This window comes from Shewanella morhuae (assembly GCF_900156405.1).
Lineage (GTDB): Bacteria > Pseudomonadota > Gammaproteobacteria > Enterobacterales > Shewanellaceae > Shewanella > Shewanella morhuae.
Map to the genome: position 1 here is coordinate 365,266 of NZ_FTNN01000003.1, position 21,954 is coordinate 387,219.

Sequence of the window (21,954 nt, forward strand, 5' to 3'; positions counted from 1 at the left end):
CGGCGCGTTTATTTCTGTTAGCGATAAATAGGCAATAAAAACAACTTATCGCTCGTGCACAATAAAAGCGCTAAACAAGTACATCTATCAACAATGAATAAAATTACCCAAGAAAAAATGGAAATCCAACAACAATCTAGCACTGTCTCTAGGTGATATTTTATAACTTTAAGCTCATTAACTATGACTAACCTGCAAGCGTTTTGCTTTGCGCTGCAATAACCAAAATATGATTAACACCCCAAAAGAGGCAGTAAAGGTGGTCAACGTCAGTGCAAAACCTTTAAATGACAGTAAGTTGAAGTTAATACCATCAAGTACCAGCACTGCTAAACCAAGTGGCATTTGGATAAAGACAGCGGCAAACCAATCGAAGGGAAGTGTAGGAAATATCCTGTGGTAAGCATAAAGCACTAGGCCCGCAAGCAATATCAGTAAACCCGCATCATGAGCCGCTAACAAAAGATACTCCGCACTGTTTTGGGTAATATCTGGTGCGCCGCTCAGCATGTCTAACATATAACCCGCACTAGCGACTAATGAGAAGCTGATAAAACTCAATAAAGCTAATAAAATACCAAAACCAACAGCAGGTAAATATTTCATTTAATCTCTCTCTTATTGCCCATAAAATTTCCCCGCATTACCCAAAAAAACGACGGTCTACGCAACATAAGGTAGAAACGAGGCGCTAACTACAATAGCAGCCTAATTTTCCCTTAGCTATTAAGACCATAGTCTTATGTTCGTCACAAAATAGGGCGCGAAAAAATAGATAAAATGCAGTATCAAGCGCGGGCTTTCTCAGATGTTCAGCAGATAAGCTTTTAAAATTATTAGATTAATCAAATTTCAATTTTACCGCTTAGTGATATCGACCACAATTTGCCCATCTACTTGGGCGAAATAGACTAGCCAATATTGCCAATAACGCTTAGGATCGAGGTAGCACTTTTTTAGCCAACATATTGTGGAGTATCAAAACATTATGGGTATCAGAGCCATAGTCGTAGACACAGCAGGCACCACGACAGACCTAAACTTTATCCAAGATGTACTATTCCCCTATTCTGTCAAAGCCTTGCCAGACTTTTTAGCGCAGAACCAACACAATGTATTGGTTGAAAACTGTATTTGTGACACCCGAGAGATCGCATTAGAACCCAATGCCGACTTAGCCCGCGTCACTGAGATTTTACAGCAGTGGGTTAATGAAGATCGTAAGGCCACACCGCTCAAAACCCTGCAAGGGTTAATCTGGAAGCAAGGCTACGCACATGGTGAATTTACTGGGCATATTTTCCCCGACTTTATTGAAGCCATAAAACGTTATAGCGCGCAAAATTTGCGTATTTACAGCTTTTCATCCGGCTCTGTTGAAGCGCAAAAACTATTATTCAGCCATAGTGACGGCGGCGATTTAACCGAGATGTTTAACGGCCATTTTGATACCCGAACGGGCCATAAATCAGACAAACAGGCATACTGTAATATCCTCAACACCATTAGTTTAAGCCCCAAGCAAGTGCTGTTTGTGTCTGATGTGATTGAAGAATTAAAGGCCGCTGAAGCCGCGGGCATGATGACCTGCCAAATGGTTCGCGATAGCCATCAACGTACTGGCGAGTGCTACAAAATCAGCAGCTTCGATGAGCTGATTATTGACTAATTCAGCCCTGCTGGGGTTTAGCTCATAACGCATATAAATAAAAGCGACCTCCAGGTCGCTTTTATTTATATGCGAATTATTTACCCGCCGATTCACGCGGAAATGCGGCCGAGATACACTTTTTTACCTCAAAACGATAACCGTAATCTGCATTTTTGTCTGGCGTGATTTGCAGAATCTCGTAATCATTTAATTCGACCACATTCGACTCTGCAGGCTTCTCACAACGTGAGCGACTATTGGCCTCAAGCGCAAAAGCAAAGGTTGCCAGCCACTGCCGCATCAGATATTGATATTGTGCTCGCAGTGACGCATAGGTTTGCTTGCGCTCCTCTTCTTCGCGTTTTTCTTCAATCACTTCAGTATTTTGCGGCGTTGATATACGGTCTAACTTATCATCTTCTTGCTCAGGCTTTATTTTAGCTAGCTCAGCAATCGGCGCGGTGAGTACATCGGTCGCATTGGGCAGCAGCTCTAATGTTGGATCGCTAGGGTTATGTTCTGAGACTTGTTGAGCTGTACTAATAAAATCAGTCAACGTCGCCTGAATGCGGGTTTCAAGATCAATTAATAGGCTCAAATGGTATAGCACCACCGTCGCCAACACGATACGGATCAAAAAAGTCGTTTTACGAAATGAAGTATGCGAGGTGATGTGTAATGATTTAATTCCCAAAGGCTTGAGCAAAAAAATCATCACTAAATAGGCTGGAATAATCAACTGCAATGCCAGCAGCACAACCGCACTCACCATCAAAAACCACGCGGGCATATAAAGTAAAATCGCTAAGTTATGGGTATAGTTGAGGTCACTTGCCGACACACCAATCACTTCGTTCACGATTGCGCCAGACCAACCTAAAGCAAAGTTGGCAATAATGGCATAAAACAGCAGTAACACCGCTTTGCCCGCCAAGCTGTGCCAGACTCGCTCAAACACAGGCCAAAATTCAACGGCCATCGCTATCACGGCAATCACAGCGACCATGCCCATCAAATCGCCACTGAAAGCTAATATCAAGGCAATAAGATATAACTTTTGTGCAAAGGATAGCCGAGCAATGCCTTGGCTGATGTAACGCCATAGCTTGCTCAATCCTAATTGGAGCTTACTCGGTGACGGAAAAGTCACTTGCCGCAAATATTCGCGAACAGATTCAGCATAACCACTCAAATTCATAATTAATTTTTTGCTCCACTAACGATTAAGCGCGCATCAATGGCCACTGTAATAAACCAGACCAGTGACGATCGTCATCCCAACGGCTCTAGTAAATGGCTAACAACGACTCACATTTAGTCTAAAACACAATACGATAAACAAGACTATTTCATGACGCTATTCAAGGCAGTTTAGATAGGCTTAATAATAGGTAACCTGGTTTCTTTTATCGCCAAAAAAATTGTCGCCATCACATCTCAATAAAGGTAACTTACCATAACTATTTAAAAACGTTATTAATATTTATTAAACTCGCCATTGTTAATAGTAGTTGCTGTACGGGACAAGCCTTGTCGTTGCTATTTTATACTGCTAGTCTGGCTGCCTTAAACGAACGTTTCAACTAGAGATTTTCATCATGGAACAGATACAAGAACACCCACAAAAAGGTGCACAACAGCAGGCAATGGAAAAGTTTCTTGCAATCAATCCCATCGTCACTCAAATCCCCGTGGCATGGGGCGAAATGGATGCTCTGCAACATGTGAATAATGTGGTTTATTTCCGCTATTTTGAGACGGCGCGTATCGACTTTTTTAATCGCCTCTTTCCGTTAGATAGCTTATATAAATCAGGTATTGGCCCTGTGATCAGCGAAAATCAGGCCCGCTATAAACGCCCAGTGACCTTCCCCGATACTCTATTAGTGAGTGTCAGCATTAGCGATATTCACAGCGATAGATTTACCATGCATTATCAGGCTTTTAGTAAACAGCAACAGGCTGTGACAACCCTAGGGACTTCCGTCGCGGTGATGTTCAACTTTAGAACAGGCAAAAAGGCCGAGTTACCCGTAGAACTACTGTCGATCCTCAAACAGCATGAACTTGCTTAAGCGCTAAGCTATCTGCGCCCATAGATAAATTATCAGCACACTTTAAGCCATACCTTGAGGAAGCATGTATGTCAGATAACGAAAATATCGAGATAGCCATTGAACATCAAAAGGATAGACAGCGTTTTATTATCCCTGTCGATGGCTATGAAGCCGTGTTGGAATACCAATTATCAGGCAAGGATATCGATTTTAGCCGCACCTTTGTCCCCAACGAACTGCGCGGTAAAGGCCTTGCCGAACGCTTAGTTCGCCACGGACTTAAATGGGCCAAAAGCCAAGATTTGGCTACCCAAGCCAGCTGCTGGTATGTGCAGAAATTTTTGAAATAATCCGTTTACAGTAACGTTGCTAAATCCAATAAACAGGGTAATGGCGCTTAGGATCGGTGGAGAGGTTATTGACCACCAGCGCGACCAATAAAAGTAATACTGAGCCGAGGAACACTGGCATTAGCGCGTAGAGAAAACCGAGTTGATGCACGTTTTCACCGCCAATCACGGCAATCAATGCCGTTGCGCCGCCCGGTGGATGAAGAGTACGTGTGAGGTACATTAACGCGATAGATAGTGATACCGCTAAAGCACAGGCAAGCACCATATAATCTGTAAACAGCTGATAAACCGCAACCCCAATTAATGCTGACAACACACTGCCACCGATTAAATTACGTGGCTGTGAAAACTCTGCCAGGGGTGCGCCATACACCAGTACTGCCGATGCTCCGAACGAGCCAATCACAAACATAGTACCCATCGGGTTTACACTGATATAGAAAGCAAGGCTAGCAACTAGGTAGATACCACAAAATGCGCCAACCCATGACCACACTATTTTCTTAAGTGGTTGTCTAGGTGGGCAAATATCTTTAGAGCGCATGCGGGTAAAGTAAAATCTCATTATGTTAATCCGGGCTGAATATCATCAATGCATTACAGATGAGTGATCTGCATCACAGTTCGCGGGCGCCAAATTAACGTTAAATAAGCGCAATTGCAATTGCGCTTAACCAAGATTAGCGAAACATTAAATAATTTCACCTTGCAAGCCCGTTAGCACTGCGCGGATATCCTCTGAGATAGGACAACTTTTTTCGCTGCTGTAGTCGTAATGCACTAGAGTCGTCTTGACCTCTGCCGTCTTATTTCCCGCCTGCCAACAGGTTTGTGTCACTTCAAAGCTGCTATTACCGATACGACTCACATAGGTTTTCACCGTCACGTCTTTACCGTAATAAGTCGGGGCAATAAAAGCGACAGTAAACCCAGCAACAATAAGATTCCAATGCTGTAAATCCAACTCTGGATTAAATATCTCAAAGATAGGTTGACGCGCCGCTTCACACCACACAGGAATGACCGTGTTGTTGATATGACCGAGTCCATCGGTTTCGGTAAATCTTGGGGATATTTCGAGGCTGTATTCAGTAACTGACATGTACACTTCCTTTTTTATTGTTATTTATAAATCAACTACAGGGTAATTTAAGTTTGACGGGTGACCCCTGATGGCTGAACAGGGTTTGGTACAATGTTATCTATCGTGAAAACTATTGGCGACTTTAATTAAGTAGTCACAGTCATATTTATACATAGCCTAACAGACCCAAACGTCCAAACAAACCCAAAACAGGCCTAGCTCAGCGCTTAAAATGAAAAACAAAAAGGCCGCATAGCGGCCTTTAGTAACAACTACTTAAGAATCAGTTGTTGTACATTGCATTAATTTCGTGAGCATATTTATGGTAAATCATCTTACGCCGTAACTTAAGTGTTGGGGTGATTAACCCTGCTTCCATCGAAAACGCATCGGGCAATAGAGTGAACTTTTTGATCTGCTCAAAACCTGCTAACTCATGCTGTAACTGCTTCAGACGTTGCTCAAAATGCGCGACTACGTGGCTGTGGCGTAGTAATTCTAAAGGTGATTCATACTTAAGGCCCTTGTCTTTTGCCCACGTTTCCAGAGACTCAAACGCAGGCACAATCAAGGCGGTCACATAGTTACGAGCATCGGCAATAATGGCCACTTGTTCGATAAAAGGACAACAGCCGACAGCACCTTCAATTCTTTGAGGCGCAATGTATTTACCGTTGGAGGTTTTCATCAGCTCTTTAATGCGGTCGGTAATAAATAGGTTACCGTTAGCATCTAAACGCCCTGCATCACCGGTTTTTAACCAACCATCCTCAAAGGCGGCGGCGGTATCTTCTGGGCGATTGTAATAGCCACGCATCACAGCGGCGCCGCGCACGAGGATCTCGTCATCTTTACCCAGTTTGATTTCAGTTTCCAGCAAAGGTTGGCCATTTGAACCTGGCACACGATTGTCTAAAGTGTTGCAGGTCACTGTAGCGTTGGTTTCTGTCATGCCATAACCACATAGCACTGGAATATTGATAGCGTGGAAGAAGTTACCCACATTAATATCTAAGGCCGCACCACCGCAGGGCATAAACTTCAGCCGGCCGCCAAGCACTGTGTGCAACTTGCTAAATACGAGTTTATGCGCCACACGCCCTTGTAGTGATAGCCACAATCCACCTTTGGCGCGACCCTGAGCAACTTCAAACTGCCGTTGACCGATACGCATTGCCCAAGCAAACAGCTTTTTACGGCTAATTGGTGATTTGGTGACTTTATCTTGTACGGCGCTGTAAACTTTTTCGAGGAAACGCGGCACTACACACAAAGTATGTGGACGTACTGCGCTAATTGCCTCTTTTACTCTTTGGGTATTTTGCAAATAGACGTTATGACCGCCGCGGCACAAAACGTAAAAACTCCAACTGCGTTCAAACACATGGCTCAAAGGTAAAAATGCCAAAGATACATCACCACTCTGAAAAGCCAGTTTTTGATCGTGTTGGCGTATAGTCGAAGCCATGTTGCGGTAATCCAGCATCACGCCCTTCGGATCGCCTGTCGTGCCTGATGTATAAATTAGGGTGAGTAAATCGTCGAGATTAGTCGCTTGTAGACGTTGATTTAGTTCGGCCTTCTGTTCAGCCTCCAGCTCATCGTTAGCTGCTAGTAAAGTGTCTAAATGCCAGTGTTGCTCAACCGTATTAGCCGCAAGAGCCACACTGGCATCGAATACAATGACATGCTCTATACTGGGACATAATTTTTGTAGATCACAGGCCATCGCATATTGCTTAGCATCATCCACAAAGATGACTTTAGCGGCGGCATCGTTAACGATAAAACTCGCCTGCTCAAGGGTACTGGTGGGATAAATGGGCACCACAACGGCACGACTTTTGAGTGTACCAATATCGGCACAGGTCCACTGCGGGCAGTTTTGCGCCAAAATAATACAACGGTCTTGCACTTGTACGCCGAGTTGAATCAACACTTGTGCAATTTTACTGCTAATGTGATCGAATGCTTGCCAGCTTACCTGATACCAAGGCGCAGCCATTTCGAAACCTTCCAGCGCGATAGCATCCTTTAAAGACTGACTCTGCTGCTGTAATAGTCGAATAACATGATATTGTTCGAGAGACATAGGTGACTCACCTTTTAGCTTACAAGTGTACCGCTTTTTTCGCATTCTACCTGAAGGCTAAATAAAACCTAAGAGTTTTTGCTCTAATCTTGTGCAAATGCAACCTAAATCACGCTATAAACATTCAGTTAGGTTTGTATCACGCCTGCCTTTTAATGCCTTTTCTTGCACAAAATCAACACAATCCGTCCTATTAACATCAAGAATCTATCCGATATAAAGTAACTATTCAGTGAACCATTACGCCACAAAAACAGCACAGATAGACACTCACCATTAATCGTACGCTTTGGTTCGTATAATGGTTTGTAGGTAAATTATCCACGACTAACGTTGACATTTAAAAGCGCTAACATTAGCTTCACACACTATATTAATGCATTGATATAGTTATAATTAAACAAAAGTTCCTCCTGAACAGCAAAAAGGAAAGCGCTTATGATTCGCGGCACGACATATAGGAAGTCCCACCAAGCCGTTCAGCGTCTTGCGCCAATGAGGTTAAAGCCTCGCGATATATTAAGTGTCCTTGTGCTGACTATCGCCAGTACAGCCACTTGGGCGAGTGATGTTATCAGCCAAGATAAAAAAACAGCAAGTAAGACAGACACTTGTTATGTTAATGGCGTATCAGACCGTTTAAATTGCGGCTTTGTGACTGTGCCAGAAAATCCTAACAAACCCGATGGCAAACAGATCCAAGTGCATTATGTAGTATTGCCCGCGGTAAAAAACGTCAACCATGAAGAAGCCTTACTCGCCATTGCTGGCGGCCCGGGGCAATCGGCTATCGACAACGCCGCTGGTTTTGATGCCATGCTCAGTAAAGTACGCCAGCAGCGGGATATTTTACTGATTGATCAACGGGGCACTGGCCGTTCGAATCTATTGACCTGTGATGAAGGGGCGCAATCTCCACTGTCATTTGATGATGACAATGTTGATACCTTAGTTGAGGCACAAAAATGCCTTGAGCAACTCGACGCCGACGTAACCCAATACGGTAGCCTTAATGCGATTAAAGACTTTGAAGTGGTGCGCCAACATTTAGGCTATAAAAAATTGCATGTGTATGGCATTTCCTACGGCACGCGTATGGCACAACTTTACATGCGTTTGTATCCAGAACACTTAGCCACAGTCACCTTAGACGGCATAGTGCCAATGCAGCAAAGTGTATTAGAAATCGGCGCGGCAATTGATCGTGGTTTTGATTTACTGTTTAAAGATTGCCAAGAAACCGCCGCTTGTCATACGCAATTCCCAGAGCTTAAAACTGAATTCGACCAAGTGGCCGCATCACTCGCGAAGGCGCCTGTGATGGAAAATGTTTACGATCCTGTCAGCGGTGAAAAAACCATGCTGACGATGACGCGCGGTAAATTCTATGGCTCGATTCGCATGGCGCTGTATCAGGCTAACGTGCGCGCCTTAGTACCCCATGCGATTCACCAAGCCGCGAAACATAATTTCCAACCCATTCTTGGTTTATACGCCCTTACCCTAGAAAATGGCGGTATGGCGATGGGCATGCACGCATCGGTGGTCTGTGGTGAAGATATGCACCGTATTACGCCAGCCATGCGCGAGCAGGCCAAAAAATCCTTTATGGGTAAGACTATGCTCGAAGGCTTAGAAGCCACTTGTGCAGTATGGAAAGTCCCCGCGGTCGCTGACAGCTTTAGCGAACCTATCAGCAGCAATATCCCAACCTTGTTGTTATCTGGTGAAATAGACCCTGCCACACCACCCAGTTGGGGCGAGTTAGCAATGGAAAAACTCAGTAATGCCAAGCACTTTATTGCGCCCTACGCGACCCACGGCGTCGCTTATCAATCCTGCGCCAACACGCTTATCGCCGATCTTGTTCGCTCGGGTTCAGTTAGCGATCTTGACGGCAAATGTTTAAAGAAAGATGTGCGCCGCAGCTTTTATTTAAATGCCAGCTCGGTAGAGCCACTTAATGCGAACAGCGTAAAAACTACGACAACGGATGATAACGCCAGCACTGAGGCCAAGGAGTAAGCCATGATCAAAGTATCCCATCTTTCCAAGCGCATCGGTGACGTGCAGGCGCTCAATGACTTAAGCTTCGTCGCCAAAAATGGCCAAATTACCGGTTTACTCGGCCCCAATGGTGCGGGTAAAACCACCTGTTTACGCACTATTTTTGGTTTACTGAAACCTGATACCGGCAAAGCTGAAATAGAAGGTATCGACGTCGCCATCGACCCTATCGGTGCTAAGCAGCAACTCGGGTTATTTCCTGATCCTTTTGGCTTGTATGAGCGCTTAACACCACGAGAATATATCCGCTATTTTGCCGAGCTGAGCGGCTTATCATCTAAAGACGCTAAAGAGGCCACCAGCCAAGTGATTGCTAAATTGCGCCTTGAAGATATTAGCGATCGCCGCTGCAAAGGTTTCTCCCAAGGGCAAAGGATGAAAACCGCACTCGCACAGGCCATTGTCCACCGCCCAAGTAATATTATCCTCGACGAGCCGACCCGTGGGCTCGACGTAATGAGCACTCGTCTGCTGCGCGATATTCTTATCGACCTTAAAAATCAAGGCCATTGCGTACTTTTCTCTAGCCATGTGATGCAAGAAGTTGCCGCTCTGTGTGATCAAGTCATTGTGATGGCGCAAGGTCGAGTGGTGGCCATTGGTAGCCCAAGCGAGCTTTGTATACAAACGGGCAAAGATTCACTCGAAGAAGCCTTTATCCAACTTATCGGTACCGATGAAGGAATTGCAGCATGAATAAAATAATCGCAATGGTACGCAAGGAACTCATTGATGCAGCCCGTGATAAGCGCTCGGTGATGGCAGGACTCTACTACGCCATCGGCACGCCGCTGATTATGTGCGGCTTATTTATGGTGCTGATTGGCCAGCTTACCAGCCCTGATGACTTAAAAATCACCATCACCAATCCCGATAATGCCCCAGATTTAGTGCGTTTTTTATCAAATAAAGGTATTACTCAAGGCAATATTAAAGCGGCTAACGTTAAAGACAGCACGGCTAAAGCATCGACGGAAAATGGAGCTGACACACAAGACCTTAAAGCCATTGAAATGATTATTAGCACCGACTATGCCGCGCAAATGAACCAAGGCAAAGGTGCTGAGATAACGATTGTTGCCGATAACTCAGACGAGAAACTGCAAAACTCGATTCGTAGACTCGAAAGACAACTGCAAGCCTACAGTACAGAAATGGGCAGCCTACGCTTGATTGCCCGCGGTATCGATCCCCGCGTAATGCAGCCACTTAAGGTCAATATCCACGACCAAGCGACGACAGACTCTAAGGGTGGAATGATCTTAGGTATCGCGATTTTCACTATGATTTACTCGGTATTTATCTCGGGCATGAACCTCGCGATCGATACCAGTGCCGGCGAGCGTGAACGTAACTCTTTGGCGCTATTACTAAGCCATCCGCTCACGACACGCCAGTTAGTGTTATCGAAAATCATCGCTGTGAGTCTGTTTGCCCTCTTGGGATTAGTGCTGATTTTGCTGGTATCCAAAATTGCCTATACCTTTGTACCTTGGCAAGAATTAGGTTTTAGCGTCAACATCACCAGTGAATTTATGGCGCTGATGTTAGTGGTCGGTATTCCTGTTGCGCTAATGGCAGCTTGCTTACAACTATTTGTGTCTTTTATGGCAAAGTCCTTTAAGGAGGCCCAATCCTACCTAACGATAGTGTTGTTTGTGCCCTTAGCTTTATCGATGGCCGCCAGTTACAACATAGCGCCAGATATGCTGCAGTGGTTGCCCGTATCGGGCCAGCAACAAGCATTAATGGACTTTATTAAAGGTAAGGACTTGCCCATGTTGCAGTTATTAGTTTCGACCCTCAGCACCTTAGCCATTGCAGTATTACTCGCCTTTGGCATGGAAAGGTCGCTCAAGAGTGAAAGGGTAATTTTTGGGCTTTAAAGGAGGCATATCAACGATAGAGACTAAAAAAAACAATTAAAACAAAAAGCCACTGAATATTCAGTGGCTTTTTGTTATTGACCTAACATTACTTTGCCTTAGGTCTAAAGGGTTTAATCACCGCTTCGTTACACTCTAAATACGGCCCTTCCATCAAGTCGATACAATAAGGGATAGCGGGGAATACCGCATCTAAACACTCGCGAATCGACTTAGGTTTACCCGGCAAGTTCACAATTAAAGAATCGCCACGCAATCCTGCGGTTTGGCGCGATAAAATTGCTGTCGGCACAAATTTTAATGACTCAGCGCGCATCAATTCGCCAAAGCCTGGCATCATACGATCGCATACCGCTTCAGTGGCTTCAGGGGTAACATCGCGTTTAGCTGGGCCAGTGCCGCCAGTGGTGACAATTAAGCAGCAATCTTGCTCATCGGCCATCTTGATCAACGTCGCTTCAATAACATGCTGCTCATCGGGGATCACTTGATAAATCGGCTCCCACTCGCTGGTGAGGTAGTCGTTGAGCGTGTCGATAATCGCCTTGCCTGAGATATCTTCATAAATCCCCGCGCTAGCACGATCACTTACCGTCACAATACCGATTTTTGCTTTGCTCATAATCCCATTCCCCAAACGTCAATGTATGACTTGCCCATTGTATAAATAACAACGGCTTCTGCTATATTCTCTGCGGCTAAAATAACATAAATATGCGGTTCAATGTGCTGCGGCAAGTCGACATTCGTCACGTATTGGCGCTTAAACTCAGCTTGCTCGCATTTAATGCGCCGTTTCGCTATCGTGATCTTTTAATGCAGTCGCTGGCGATAAAAAACCGACGATCGCGGCACAAAGTGCCACCCCTGCTGCAGCCATAAATCCATACTGGAAGGCGTGATGCACCGTCTCTATTGGCAATTTTCTTATTGCATCGATACCAAATTCAGCATCCGTTAGCGGTAACAAACTATAAAGCAGCACACTAAATAGTGCAGTACCAATGGCGGCGCCCATCGAGCGACACAGTGACACCATAGCGGTTATCTGGCTGAGCCGCGCTTTGCCAGACACACTCTGTACTACTAGCTGTACGCTCGGCATTACTGTACCTAAACCAATGCCAACTAACACACCTAAACCGCCAATCACATTGGCATTTGGCGGTACAAAACTGATTAATAACAATCCAATACAGGCTAATCCCATACCAAAAGTCGGTAACCATTTAGGTGCCACATCTTTGCTTAACAAGCGGCCTGTCATCGTCGACCCCATTACAATACCGAACGTCATAGGCAATAGCAGTAAACCGGTTTGGGCGGGATTAATATGTAACCCCACTTGCAAATAAATCGGTAAAAAGAAGATCATCGCAAATAAGCAGACCGCAAACAGTGCTGCAGTCAGCAGCGGCATATACACCGCCTTATTGGCGAGTAAATCTAACGGCAAAAATGGGCTCGCCCGTCGCCGCTCCCACACGATCAATCCTAAAGAGCTTAAAACGACAAATACGGCAAAGCCTAAACTGGTCACTGAAAGCCACGCAAACTCCTGTCCCGCAACCGATAACCAATATAATAGTGCTGTGATAATGAGCGGAAATAACACCACGCCCACTAAGTCAAACTGGCCTTGGCGTATGGGTTTAACACTGCGTTTATGCAAACTATTGAGCCGCCATACTGCCAGTATGGACAGTGGAATATTCGCCCAAAATAGCCAGTGCCATGAATAAGCGTGCACCACTAAGCCGCCAATAACAGGGCCGCCAACGCTAGCGAGGGTAAACATAGCGGCAAAATAGCCTTGAAAACGCGGCCGTTGACGAATAGGCACTAACTCACCAATCAATGACTGAGACAAACTCATTAAGCCGCCACCGCCCATACCCTGCAAGATGCGTCCGGCGATCATATGGTCCATCGTGCTCGCACTTGCGGAAACGATAGAACCCAAGGCAAAAACCACGATGGCGATCATCAAGATTTTTGCGCGGCCAAAGTTATCCCCTAACCAGCCATAAATCGGCACCGAAGCCGCCATCGCGAGCATATAACCAATAGTGATCCACGAGGCTTGGCGCAGGCCGCCAAGATCTTCAACAATCGCAGGTGTGGCTGTGGCGAGTAAGGTTTGATCGACCGCTGCCAGAAACATAGGCAAAAAAACCGCCGAAAAAATAGCAAGGAAAACGGAAGTGGGTAAAGGCTCGCTCTGGGGTAACGTAGGCTCTAGTGGCATGCTTCTCTACTTATCGTAAGGCTATAGTGGAATTAAATACGCCGTGCATTCCAATACTTAGATGCCCAATAACTGTTATGTAAACTTGAAATTTTCACCCCTTGGCTAGTAGACACATGCAGAAAACTGTCATCGCCGACGTAAATACCGACGTGGTGCGAACTCCAACCTGTCTTGAAAAATACTAAATCACCTTTGCGTAACTGACTTCGTGGTATCGGTTTACCAAGGGCTTGCTGTTCTTCGACCGTACGTGGCAGTGTTAGACCTAGCATCTTTTGATAAGCAACAGAAACAAAAGCCGAGCAATCTATGCCCTTTTTAGTGCCGCCGCCCATACGATAAGGTACACCGCGCCACTCAGAATGCAGTGCAGAGATACTACTATCGTTCCACACCGAGACCGGTTCAACTTGCTTTACCACAGGCTTAGGCTCTGGCGCGCTAGCACAAGCACCAAGTCCTAAGGCTAAGATAACTATCAGTAATTGTTTCATTAGCATTAACTCATTGCAGGCAGATTTCACAGTAAAGTCATTTAGTTTCTATCAGAAAATTCAGCTTAAGAGTCGCTCAAACACTAAAATAACCTAATACCGCAGCACTCTACACTCAAACATCACAGCACTTTAGCAGACTTAGATAACCTAAAGCTTAAATTTAGAATGCTGTCCATAATAAACGCACCCCCACCAGTACCATTAAAATCAAAATGATACGCTTGAATAACCTATCAGAAATTTTATGCTGAATAAATAATCCCAGCTTTACGCCTAACCACGCGAGTGGCGCGAGTAACAATGAGACGATAATATTCTCTTGGGTTATCTGCCCAAGTAAGCTGTAGGGAATGAGTTTAACCACATTCACTACTGCAAAAAATACCACCGCTGTGGCTAAATATTCAGATTTAGCTAAGCGTAATGGCAGTAAATACGCATTGAGTGGTGGGCCGCCCGCATGAGCAACAAAACTGGTAAATCCTGCGATTAAACCACAAAGCCGCCCAACCAAGAAGGAAGGGGTTGCTTGAGTTTTATCCCCAAGAATCAAACCATACAAACCAAATCCCAGTGACACGCAACCCAAAATAGCCCGCAAATAGTCTTCATTCAAGCGTTCAAACAGCAAATAACCGATAATGATACCCGCAATTGCCGCAGGTAATAATATCCGTAAATGATGCGGATTATGTTGTCCCCACCATGAACGTACACTTAAAAAATCCATATAGATTAGTAACGGCAACATAATAGCGACCGCTGTAGTTGGGCTAATCGTTAACGCCAATAGTGGGACAGTTAACCCGCCGACTCCACCCGCAAAACCCGATTTAGAAATACCCGTAATTAATACGGCGGGTATCGCGATTAACCAAAAAAGCGCGTCCGTAAACATCACCACACCCTGAATAATGCCTTAAGGCTAACAAGTTATTGTTGCAGTGATAAAAACTATCGAGCAAACATGGCTGGGTCAATACAAATGAATCTATTTAACCTGAAATAAAAAACCCGAAGCTATGTGGCTTCGGGTTTTGCTAAGGCTTAACTATCTGTGCCTAGACATAATTTGAGGTGCTAACACTAAGGTGAGAGGTGGTTGTTATAGTAATGATTCAAATAACAAATCATTAAAAATCTCTATCAGCCTTAAATTATCTAATAACCAAACTTAGCCACGGGATGCCAGTTTTTATTGATTTCTTCTTCAATAAACTTCTGTTTTTCTTTAACTAAGTCAGCCTCAACTATGCCTATCGCTTGCTGGGCTTTTTGTTTAGTACTGATATCTGGATAACTCACTTGAGTAACATTCAATTGTTTTAATATCCCGGCGAGTTGCTGACGCGCATCACTTGCTTGCTCAAAAGCTTTATCTAACAATTGCTTACCTTCGGTGGGATTATGGGCATATAAACCATGTGAAGACATGGCAAAATCCCATCGCCATTGGCCGTGGCGTATCGCCATAATAGGCGCATTCATTTGCTCCCATTTAGCGCCAGCATCCCATGCCGCTTTGGCCTCGTAATGAGCCTTAACTAACAAGCCTTCTACTTCACGGGCTTTGGTTTCAATGGTTAATTTATTAGCCGCTAGCTTAGCTTCAATTTTAGTTTTGCTGCTATGGCAGCTGCTGCAACTACTATCAAAATGCGGTAAGGCTTTATCCACTTTATGGCTGGTAAACTCAACGCCTTTGGCATCTTGCTGAGTTGGCATGTGGCAAGTAATACAAGTTACGCCCACTTCAGCATGTTTACTACGGCTCCAGTGCTCAAAGTCTGGATGACGCGCTTTAAGTATGGGCGTTCTTGATATGGGATGGATCCATTCGAAGAAGCGACGAGTATCATAGTATTTTTCAATATCATCGGCAGTGCTACCAAAAATCCACGGAATATTAACCACATTACTTTTTTCTGGACGGAAATAATAAGTCACATGGCACTGACCACATACCTGAGCGCCCTGCATGTTGGTATCTTGTTTGTCAAAAGGTAGCTGAATTTTAGCCATTGCATCTTGGGCATGGGGACGCGGTAAGGCTAATTTTTTAGAACCTGACTCATGACAATCACTGCAATAAACAACGCTTTGGATCTCTTTACCGAGATCGGTAAAATTTTTGGCTGAGTATCCTTCAAAACCCAGTTCCTCAATTAGTCGAGGTGCGTCAGGCGTTTTACAGGTCCAGCAACTGGCAGATAAACCTTTTTCACCGGGTTCTGGTGCCACACCCGTGCGTAAGGTGTGTGCTACATCGGCAACAGCAAATTGATGTCCACGTGGGCTGTGATACTCTTTTGCAAAAGAAGATCCTGCCCAAAGTATGATACTGGCGGGATAATTGGCGAGCATATCCTCGCGCTCAACCTGCTCGGATGTTGCCTGCCAAGATTGATATTGATTAGGAAATTGTTGTTGATTGCTCGCATCAGAAGCGGCCAAAGTGGTAAATGTCGCCATGGCCAGCGAGCCAATCAAATAAATCTTTATTTTTGACAATGTGACTGTTTTAAAATGAATTTCCACTATATCTCCTTTATTCTAATCTCAATTTTAACCTGGTCGCCCATCAATACGGGGGCGAGTGAGTATGGGTATGTAATGCCATACAAACATAGCAAATGCGATAAACCAGCAACTAGCGGCTAACCATAACCAGACTTGGGTGTCAGCCGGAAACCAGATAGGCATTAATGCTCTGAATACTGCCGCTAAAGGCAAACAAATAAAGGCCAATATCATTTTGGGGCCCTCATAAATATTTCGGCTCGTATGCCCAAGTGACACCCTAGAAATCATTGAAAGACACAAGGTAGCCATACAACCTATCGCAAATAGGTGCAGTAAACTGCGATAAGCATATTCATTATCGAGATACCAACTCATGGCTAATAAACTGACGGGAAGCATAAAATAGGCAACATGTAAGGACCACAACATAGGTTCCTTTAGTGTTTTATGAGGTAACCAACGGGCAAATCGGATTAACTGTAATAGCCCTGCGATCAGCAATAAACTTCGCTCTATTTCCAACGAAAGTGGTTCAAAAAGTGCTTGGATCACCAGTAAAATCATCACCGCAAGCAGCGGATATTCAACCCAAGGTAATGGTTCAGCTTTTGTCGCCTTAATGCGCATTGCGGTAAAAAAGGGGATCACGCGTCCACCCACTATGGTGATCAGTAACGCAAACCACCACAACATTGCCTGCCAGATCTGATGGGCAAAAATAAAATCTCGCTCAAATAGAGCGTAGTAACTAACATTGTTAATCACTAACGCGACTAACAACATGATAGGAAAGCCAATATTACGCCATTGCTTTACTTTATAAATACTGCGCCACAAGGCAAGACTTGCCATACCAAGGAATAACGAATCAAACAATGCCGGTAAAATCAGTGGTACTTGCATTGGAAGTAACAGTAACAATCGAGCCAATAACCAGCAGCTAAACGTCAGCGCAAGTGGCCAGCCTTTTAATGCCGGTTGATTAGTCCAGCTTTGAACGGCCGTCAGTAAAAAACCACACACAATCGCCATTGCAAAACCAAATAGCAGCTCATGTGGATGCCACCATAACGGCAAGATAATGGCCCAGAAATTGGGCGGAAAAAAACTATATTGCGGAGTAAACCAAGTTAATAACCACAGCGGAATATAGAGTGCGGCTAATATTGCGCCTCCCAAAAAAAATGGCCTAAAGGCTAATCGCCACAGCGCGGGAATACGTTCAATTTGTTGAGGGTCATCAATATTTAGCATCATAATTAACTCAGTGGCTTAATTATCGCGAGCACACTTAAGATGTTTTTTATATGATTCTTATACTGTACTGAAATCTTATTTAATTCAAACTAGGTCTTAGATTTTGGAACCCATGTCCCAAAGTTCAACGTTTTCAATTTGAAGATAGCTACATTGTGCAAGGATATAACTCTCGTTAAGCACTTTTACCGCGCAACAATGGACGGTAGAGTTTTTGTATTATTAACGGCTGAGTTTACGGATACGCAATACAAACTTATAAAGTCAGCATCCTAAAAATTTTACGACTTTTTTACGCGCTATCTTAAAATAGCTTTGTTAGAGTAAAACTAACTTCTATTACACCATTATCAACTCCATGACATTGTTAACAAAGGCAGCTTTGACCCAGTACTGGCGTGCCCGCCCCACTTTATTTACCTTCATTGTGTTAGTGATTACGATTTTTAGCAGTGTGTTTATCGACTATTTTTCGGCTTCTACCATCGCTGTGTTGCTCGTTTTACAATTGGCCGTGGTCGCCATAGCCTTGCAGTGTAATGCCAACTTTGCCTATTTTGCGGCAGTGTTTGAGGCAACTAGTTTTAATTTTCTGTTTACCACGCCGCGCTATTCGCTACAGATGTTCAATCTTGAGGACATTCTCAATTTAACGGTGTTTTTACTGGTCGCCCTCACTACCAGCAAATTGGCTGAACATTACCGCCGCCAGCAAGCAGCACTCGAACAGGCTCAGTTACGCAACAGCATTTTATTGTCAGTTTCACATGATTTACGCACGCCACTGGCAACCATAATCGGCACGCTGACTACATTGAAAGAATACATGCCTAAGCTCAGTGCGTCGCAAAAGGATGAATTAATTGATAGTGCCGCCAGTGAAAGCCATCGTCTGCATCAATATATCGAAAACCTTTTACAAGCCACTAAGTTACAACACGGTGCGCTTAAATTTAGCCTCAGTGAAAACACGATTATCAATGTATTACACCAAGCAATTGGCCGCTTTCCCGCCGCCCAGCCGCGAATCATTATCGACAGCACGGCTGAACTGCCGCCACTGATGATCAGCAGCTCATTGATTGAACAGGCCATTTTTAATGTACTGGATAACGCACTGCGCTATTCGCCCTTAGATAAACCCGTCACAGTAACGGCTTACCAACAGGGCGATGTGTTGCAGTTAGATATTCAAGATGAGGGCGTAGGCATCGCCCCCGCAGAGGCAATGGCTATTTTTGAACTGTTTTATCGCCAACATCCTTCAACTGATGGCGGCGCGGGTCTTGGGTTGGCTGTCGCTAAAGGCATTATTACTGCCCATGGCGGCCAGATCAGCGCCGAGCCCGCCTCCAAGGGCAGCCTTATTCGCATCGCTTTACCGATTAAAAAAAGAGAGCAATAAATGGCTTATAAGGTGCTAGTTGTTGATGACGAAGCGCAAATCCACACTTTTATGCGCATATCTTTAGAAGCGGAAGGCTTTGAATATTTCGGTGCGGCGTCGATTGCCTCTGCCTTAGCGCAATATGAAGCGCAGCAGCCACACGTATTGGTGCTAGACCTTGGTTTACCCGACGGCGACGGCATCACCTTACTGCAAACCCTACGTCAGAGTAACAAAGTGCCCGTGCTTATCTTAACCGCCCGCGATCAAGAGGAAGAGAAAATCCGCCTATTGGAAGCAGGCGCAAATGATTATCTCAGTAAGCCATTTGGGATCAGAGAGTTAATCGCACGCATCAAGGTATTAGTTCGCGACTTAGTGGATGAATCCCCCTGAGTGATGTACTGCTGTTTGGCACACTTAAGCTGCAAAAAAGCACCCACCAGCTTTGGTTCAATGAACAAGAAATAGCCTTAACCAAAAAGGAATTTGCGCTGATTGAGACCTTAATGTCCCGCCCGAGTCAGTTAGTTAAACAAACCGAATTATTACGGGATATTTGGGGTGAAACCCATCAACAAGACAGCCACTATCTGCGGATTTTAGTCAGTCAGTTACGTAAAAAACTCAACGATAGCACTGAACAACAACTCATAAAGACTGAAGCAGGCTTAGGGTATCGCTTAACTGACACGAGTCAGTCATAAACATTTTCTCATCAAAACTTTCAAAAAATCTTAAAAGGATGTTTGTATGGCACACTTTACCGTTATTGGCTTAGGGCGATTTGGCGTCGCGGCAAGCCATGAGTTGATCCACTTAGGTCACACAGTCACAGGCGTAGACAGTGACCCCAAGATGGTCGAAAAGTATGTTGAAAGTCTAACCGAAGCGGTTATTTGCGACTGCTCCGACGAAACTGCATTACGGGAGTTAGACCTTGCCAGCAGTGACGTGGTGCTTGTCGCCATTGGCAAAGATATGCAATCTAGCTTGCTATGCACTTTGGCACTTAAGAATTTGGGCGTAAATGTCATTTGGGTCAAAGCCAGCACTAAAGCGCACCATACAATTGTGTCTAAACTCGGCGTAGATCGCATCATACACCCAGAAGAAGAAATGGGTATACGCGTTGCCCAGTCGCTCAATTATCCTATGGTAAGTAATTTCTTGCCGATCGGTGATGGTCTTTATGTGGTTGAAATCCATATTAAAGCGCACCTTGACCAAACTGTTCTATCCAAGTTACTGGGGACGACCCTCGATGACAGTACCGATGATAGCCAAACGAATGTAGAGCGTAATCCTAAGGGCAAAGTGACGGCCGTGATGGTGAAGCGAGATCTGGCAGTATTTAGTAAGCTTGATGGCAATTTTGTGCTACAAACCAACGACGCTTTGCTACTTTGTGGCAGCCGCAGTGAACTTAAATACCTCGCACCAAGGTTGGTGTAAGGTGGTTCAATGGCATCCCTCAATCACGGCAATTGAGCACAAACCTAAAGCGGGCAAAAAGCTTTTAGGTGCGCCGCCGTTTATTTTAAGCATCAGTTTTGCCCTGTTGATCATGCTCGGCATGTGTTTACTCAAACTGCCGATAGCGACTGAATCACCGATTACTTGGCTACAAAGCCTGTTCACGGCAACCTCAGCAGTCACAGTAACAGGACTGGTTGTTGTAGATACTGGCAGCGTTTTTACGCCCTTTGGTCAAATCGTCATTGCACTGCTAATCCAATGCGGCGGGCTGGGGCTGATGACCTTTGCCATTGTCACCCTTATCGCCCTTGGCGGTAAGATTGGCTTTCTACAACAAACAGTCGCAAAAGAGGCTTTTAATCAAACCGATACATCAACATTAGTCTCAACCGCAAAAGCAGTATTAGTATTTTCGCTGCTGGTTGAAGCCATAGGCATGCTGATTTTATCAGCGCATTGGAGCCATGAACTTGGCTGGAAAACCAGCTTATTCCACGGTTTTTTCTATACAATTAGTGCCTTTAATAACGCAGGTTTTGCCCTCAGTGCCGACAGCCTGATGCCTTACGTAGCCGATCCCGTTATCAATCTAACGATCACAGCTTTGCTTATTATCGGTGGTTTAGGATTTTCGGTGTGGATAGATCTGCGTAGGAACAAACGTTGGTCAAAACTCAGCGTTTACAGCCGCATGATGATCACCGGCACTATTATCATCAACGCGGTCGCTGTGATTGCGCTTTACTTTATTGAGTACAACAACCCCAACACCTTGGCGCCCTTAAGCGAACTCGGCAAATGGTTAGCCTCATGGTTTCAAGCCGTTACACCGCGCACCGCAGGCTTTAATACCCTAGCGATTAACCAACTCGAAGACGCCAGCACCTTGCTCATACTCGTGCTGATGTTTATCGGCGGCGGCTCATTAAGCACCGCCAGCGGCATTAAAGTCGTCACCTTTATGGTGCTGATTTTGGCCACTTATGGTTATTTACGTCGCGACGAAGCCATCTATGTATTTAAGCGCGAGATCCCCAAAGATACTGTCAGCAAAGCCTTAGCACTGACTATCATCTCTCTAGTCGTATCTTGGCTAGCCATTTTCACGCTGGTATTAAGCGAGAAAGCGCCATTAATCGATATCGTCTTTGAGGCCATATCCGCACTGGGCACTGTCGGTTTGTCCCGCGGTTTAACAGGTAACTTAACCACTTTAGGCCAAGCCATCATTATCTTTATGATGTTCATGGGTCGCCTCGGCCCACTGATGCTCGCCTATTTCCTCGCGAATCCAAGGATGAAAAAACTGCGCTACGCAGAAACCAAACTGGCGATTGGGTAAATAGATGGATTGGATGGTCGCAGGAACG

At 44.9% G+C, this 21,954-nt stretch carries 20 protein-coding genes and 1 pseudogene; 10 read left to right on the forward strand and 11 right to left on the reverse strand.

The features are described from left to right. Nucleotides 1–177: 177 nt before the first annotated feature. Nucleotides 178–606: a hypothetical protein gene (locus tag BW947_RS05840; protein ID WP_076497438.1), complete on the reverse strand. Its 429-nt coding sequence runs from the start codon at nt 604–606 to the stop codon at nt 178–180. 382 nt (nt 607–988) lie between these two features. Here BW947_RS05840 and mtnC point away from each other — a divergent pair, with 382 nt between their 5' ends. After that, the gene (mtnC, locus tag BW947_RS05845; RefSeq protein ID WP_076497440.1) at nt 989–1,669 is read left to right on the forward strand and encodes an acireductone synthase; all 681 of its coding nucleotides are present in this window, start codon (nt 989–991) and stop codon (nt 1,667–1,669) included. Between the two features lie 76 nt (nt 1,670–1,745). Here mtnC and BW947_RS05850 read toward each other — a convergent pair whose 3' ends face one another. Continuing rightward, a complete protein-coding gene (locus BW947_RS05850; RefSeq protein ID WP_076497442.1) occupies nt 1,746–2,849 on the reverse strand; it encodes a hypothetical protein in 1,104 nt (367 codons plus the stop codon). Between the two features lie 448 nt (nt 2,850–3,297). Between BW947_RS05850 and BW947_RS05855 the strand changes: the two genes are divergently transcribed. Next, the gene (locus BW947_RS05855) at nt 3,298–3,726 is read left to right on the forward strand and encodes an acyl-CoA thioesterase (RefSeq protein WP_076497514.1); all 429 of its coding nucleotides are present in this window, start codon (nt 3,298–3,300) and stop codon (nt 3,724–3,726) included. Between the two features lie 68 nt (nt 3,727–3,794). Continuing rightward, the gene (locus tag BW947_RS05860) at nt 3,795–4,058 is read left to right on the forward strand and encodes a GNAT family N-acetyltransferase (protein ID WP_076497444.1); all 264 of its coding nucleotides are present in this window, start codon (nt 3,795–3,797) and stop codon (nt 4,056–4,058) included. Nucleotides 4,059–4,077: 19 nt separating this feature from the next. Here the strand turns inward: BW947_RS05860 and BW947_RS05865 are convergent, their stop codons facing one another. The 3 genes from BW947_RS05865 to BW947_RS05875 form a co-directional block, all read right to left on the reverse strand. After that, nucleotides 4,078–4,626: an HPP family protein gene (locus tag BW947_RS05865; RefSeq protein ID WP_076497446.1), complete on the reverse strand. Its 549-nt coding sequence runs from the start codon at nt 4,624–4,626 to the stop codon at nt 4,078–4,080. A gap of 126 nt (nt 4,627–4,752) precedes the next feature. Then, nucleotides 4,753–5,163 (reverse strand): acyl-CoA thioesterase, encoded by a 411-nt coding sequence (locus BW947_RS05870; protein ID WP_076497448.1) that lies wholly within the window; start codon nt 5,161–5,163, stop codon nt 4,753–4,755. 265 nt (nt 5,164–5,428) lie between these two features. Beyond that, on the reverse strand, nt 5,429–7,237 hold the full coding sequence (locus BW947_RS05875; protein ID WP_076497451.1) for an AMP-dependent synthetase/ligase: 1,809 nt from the start codon (nt 7,235–7,237) through the stop codon (nt 5,429–5,431). Between the two features lie 438 nt (nt 7,238–7,675). Between BW947_RS05875 and BW947_RS05880 the strand changes: the two genes are divergently transcribed. From BW947_RS05880 to BW947_RS05890, 3 genes are read left to right on the forward strand one after another with little or no spacing between them, the layout of a single operon-like run. Then, nucleotides 7,676–9,262 (forward strand): alpha/beta hydrolase, encoded by a 1,587-nt coding sequence (locus BW947_RS05880; RefSeq protein ID WP_076497453.1) that lies wholly within the window; start codon nt 7,676–7,678, stop codon nt 9,260–9,262. Nucleotides 9,263–9,265: 3 nt separating this feature from the next. Further along, entirely contained in the window at nt 9,266–10,000 is a 735-nt protein-coding gene (locus BW947_RS05885; RefSeq protein ID WP_076497455.1) for an ABC transporter ATP-binding protein, read from the forward strand. Continuing rightward, on the forward strand, nt 9,997–11,190 hold the full coding sequence (locus tag BW947_RS05890) for an ABC transporter permease (protein WP_076497457.1): 1,194 nt from the start codon (nt 9,997–9,999) through the stop codon (nt 11,188–11,190). Before BW947_RS05885 ends, BW947_RS05890 begins: the two co-directional genes overlap by 4 nt. A gap of 88 nt (nt 11,191–11,278) precedes the next feature. Here BW947_RS05890 and mog read toward each other — a convergent pair whose 3' ends face one another. From mog to BW947_RS05920, 6 genes are all read right to left on the reverse strand, one after another. After that, nucleotides 11,279–11,812, reverse strand: coding sequence for a molybdopterin adenylyltransferase (gene mog / locus BW947_RS05895; RefSeq protein WP_076497459.1), 534 nt, complete (start codon nt 11,810–11,812; stop codon nt 11,279–11,281). Nucleotides 11,813–11,974: 162 nt separating this feature from the next. Further along, a complete protein-coding gene (locus tag BW947_RS05900; RefSeq protein ID WP_076497461.1) occupies nt 11,975–13,438 on the reverse strand; it encodes an MFS transporter in 1,464 nt (487 codons plus the stop codon). A 32-nt stretch (nt 13,439–13,470) separates the two neighbouring features. Next, nucleotides 13,471–13,935 (reverse strand): NlpC/P60 family protein, encoded by a 465-nt coding sequence (locus BW947_RS05905; RefSeq protein WP_076497463.1) that lies wholly within the window; start codon nt 13,933–13,935, stop codon nt 13,471–13,473. 163 nt (nt 13,936–14,098) lie between these two features. Then, on the reverse strand, nt 14,099–14,836 hold the full coding sequence (locus BW947_RS05910) for a sulfite exporter TauE/SafE family protein (protein ID WP_076497465.1): 738 nt from the start codon (nt 14,834–14,836) through the stop codon (nt 14,099–14,101). Between the two features lie 263 nt (nt 14,837–15,099). Then, on the reverse strand, nt 15,100–16,410 hold the full coding sequence (locus BW947_RS05915; RefSeq protein ID WP_083948146.1) for an ammonia-forming cytochrome c nitrite reductase subunit c552: 1,311 nt from the start codon (nt 16,408–16,410) through the stop codon (nt 15,100–15,102). Nucleotides 16,411–16,503: 93 nt separating this feature from the next. Further along, nucleotides 16,504–17,715 carry an NnrS family protein gene (locus BW947_RS05920; protein WP_076497516.1) on the reverse strand — a complete coding sequence of 404 codons (1,212 nt, stop codon included), beginning with the start codon at nt 17,713–17,715 and terminating at the stop codon, nt 16,504–16,506. Between the two features lie 361 nt (nt 17,716–18,076). Between BW947_RS05920 and BW947_RS05925 the strand changes: the two genes are divergently transcribed. From BW947_RS05925 to BW947_RS05940, 4 genes and pseudogenes are all read left to right on the forward strand, one after another. Then, a complete protein-coding gene (locus BW947_RS05925) occupies nt 18,077–19,123 on the forward strand; it encodes a sensor histidine kinase (protein ID WP_076497468.1) in 1,047 nt (348 codons plus the stop codon). Next, nucleotides 19,124–19,812, forward strand: a pseudogene (locus BW947_RS05930) (response regulator transcription factor). It abuts the gene before it with no gap. A gap of 46 nt (nt 19,813–19,858) precedes the next feature. Further along, entirely contained in the window at nt 19,859–20,560 is a 702-nt protein-coding gene (locus BW947_RS05935) for a potassium channel family protein (protein ID WP_076497470.1), read from the forward strand. A gap of 1 nt (nt 20,561) precedes the next feature. After that, entirely contained in the window at nt 20,562–21,926 is a 1,365-nt protein-coding gene (locus tag BW947_RS05940; RefSeq protein WP_076497472.1) for a TrkH family potassium uptake protein, read from the forward strand. Nucleotides 21,927–21,954: the final 28 nt, after the last annotated feature.

Coding starts and splice junctions, on each gene's coding strand:
- BW947_RS05865 (WP_076497446.1), bottom strand. CDS start 4,626: ATGAGATTTTACTTTACCCGCATGCGCTCTAAAGATATTTGCCCACCT.
- BW947_RS05850 (WP_076497442.1), bottom strand. CDS start 2,849: ATGAATTTGAGTGGTTATGCTGAATCTGTTCGCGAATATTTGCGGCAA.
- BW947_RS05890 (WP_076497457.1), top strand. CDS start 9,997: ATGAATAAAATAATCGCAATGGTACGCAAGGAACTCATTGATGCAGCC.
- mtnC (WP_076497440.1), top strand. CDS start 989: ATGGGTATCAGAGCCATAGTCGTAGACACAGCAGGCACCACGACAGAC.
- mog (WP_076497459.1), bottom strand. CDS start 11,812: ATGAGCAAAGCAAAAATCGGTATTGTGACGGTAAGTGATCGTGCTAGC.
- BW947_RS05855 (WP_076497514.1), top strand. CDS start 3,298: ATGGAAAAGTTTCTTGCAATCAATCCCATCGTCACTCAAATCCCCGTG.
- BW947_RS05840 (WP_076497438.1), bottom strand. CDS start 606: ATGAAATATTTACCTGCTGTTGGTTTTGGTATTTTATTAGCTTTATTG.
- BW947_RS05915 (WP_083948146.1), bottom strand. CDS start 16,410: ATGGCGACATTTACCACTTTGGCCGCTTCTGATGCGAGCAATCAACAA.
- BW947_RS05875 (WP_076497451.1), bottom strand. CDS start 7,237: ATGTCTCTCGAACAATATCATGTTATTCGACTATTACAGCAGCAGAGT.
- BW947_RS05870 (WP_076497448.1), bottom strand. CDS start 5,163: ATGTCAGTTACTGAATACAGCCTCGAAATATCCCCAAGATTTACCGAA.
- BW947_RS05905 (WP_076497463.1), bottom strand. CDS start 13,935: ATGAAACAATTACTGATAGTTATCTTAGCCTTAGGACTTGGTGCTTGT.
- BW947_RS05860 (WP_076497444.1), top strand. CDS start 3,795: ATGTCAGATAACGAAAATATCGAGATAGCCATTGAACATCAAAAGGAT.
- BW947_RS05885 (WP_076497455.1), top strand. CDS start 9,266: ATGATCAAAGTATCCCATCTTTCCAAGCGCATCGGTGACGTGCAGGCG.
- BW947_RS05925 (WP_076497468.1), top strand. CDS start 18,077: ATGACATTGTTAACAAAGGCAGCTTTGACCCAGTACTGGCGTGCCCGC.
- BW947_RS05880 (WP_076497453.1), top strand. CDS start 7,676: ATGATTCGCGGCACGACATATAGGAAGTCCCACCAAGCCGTTCAGCGT.
- BW947_RS05910 (WP_076497465.1), bottom strand. CDS start 14,836: ATGTTTACGGACGCGCTTTTTTGGTTAATCGCGATACCCGCCGTATTA.
- BW947_RS05920 (WP_076497516.1), bottom strand. CDS start 17,715: ATGCTAAATATTGATGACCCTCAACAAATTGAACGTATTCCCGCGCTG.
- BW947_RS05935 (WP_076497470.1), top strand. CDS start 19,859: ATGGCACACTTTACCGTTATTGGCTTAGGGCGATTTGGCGTCGCGGCA.
- BW947_RS05900 (WP_076497461.1), bottom strand. CDS start 13,438: ATGCCACTAGAGCCTACGTTACCCCAGAGCGAGCCTTTACCCACTTCC.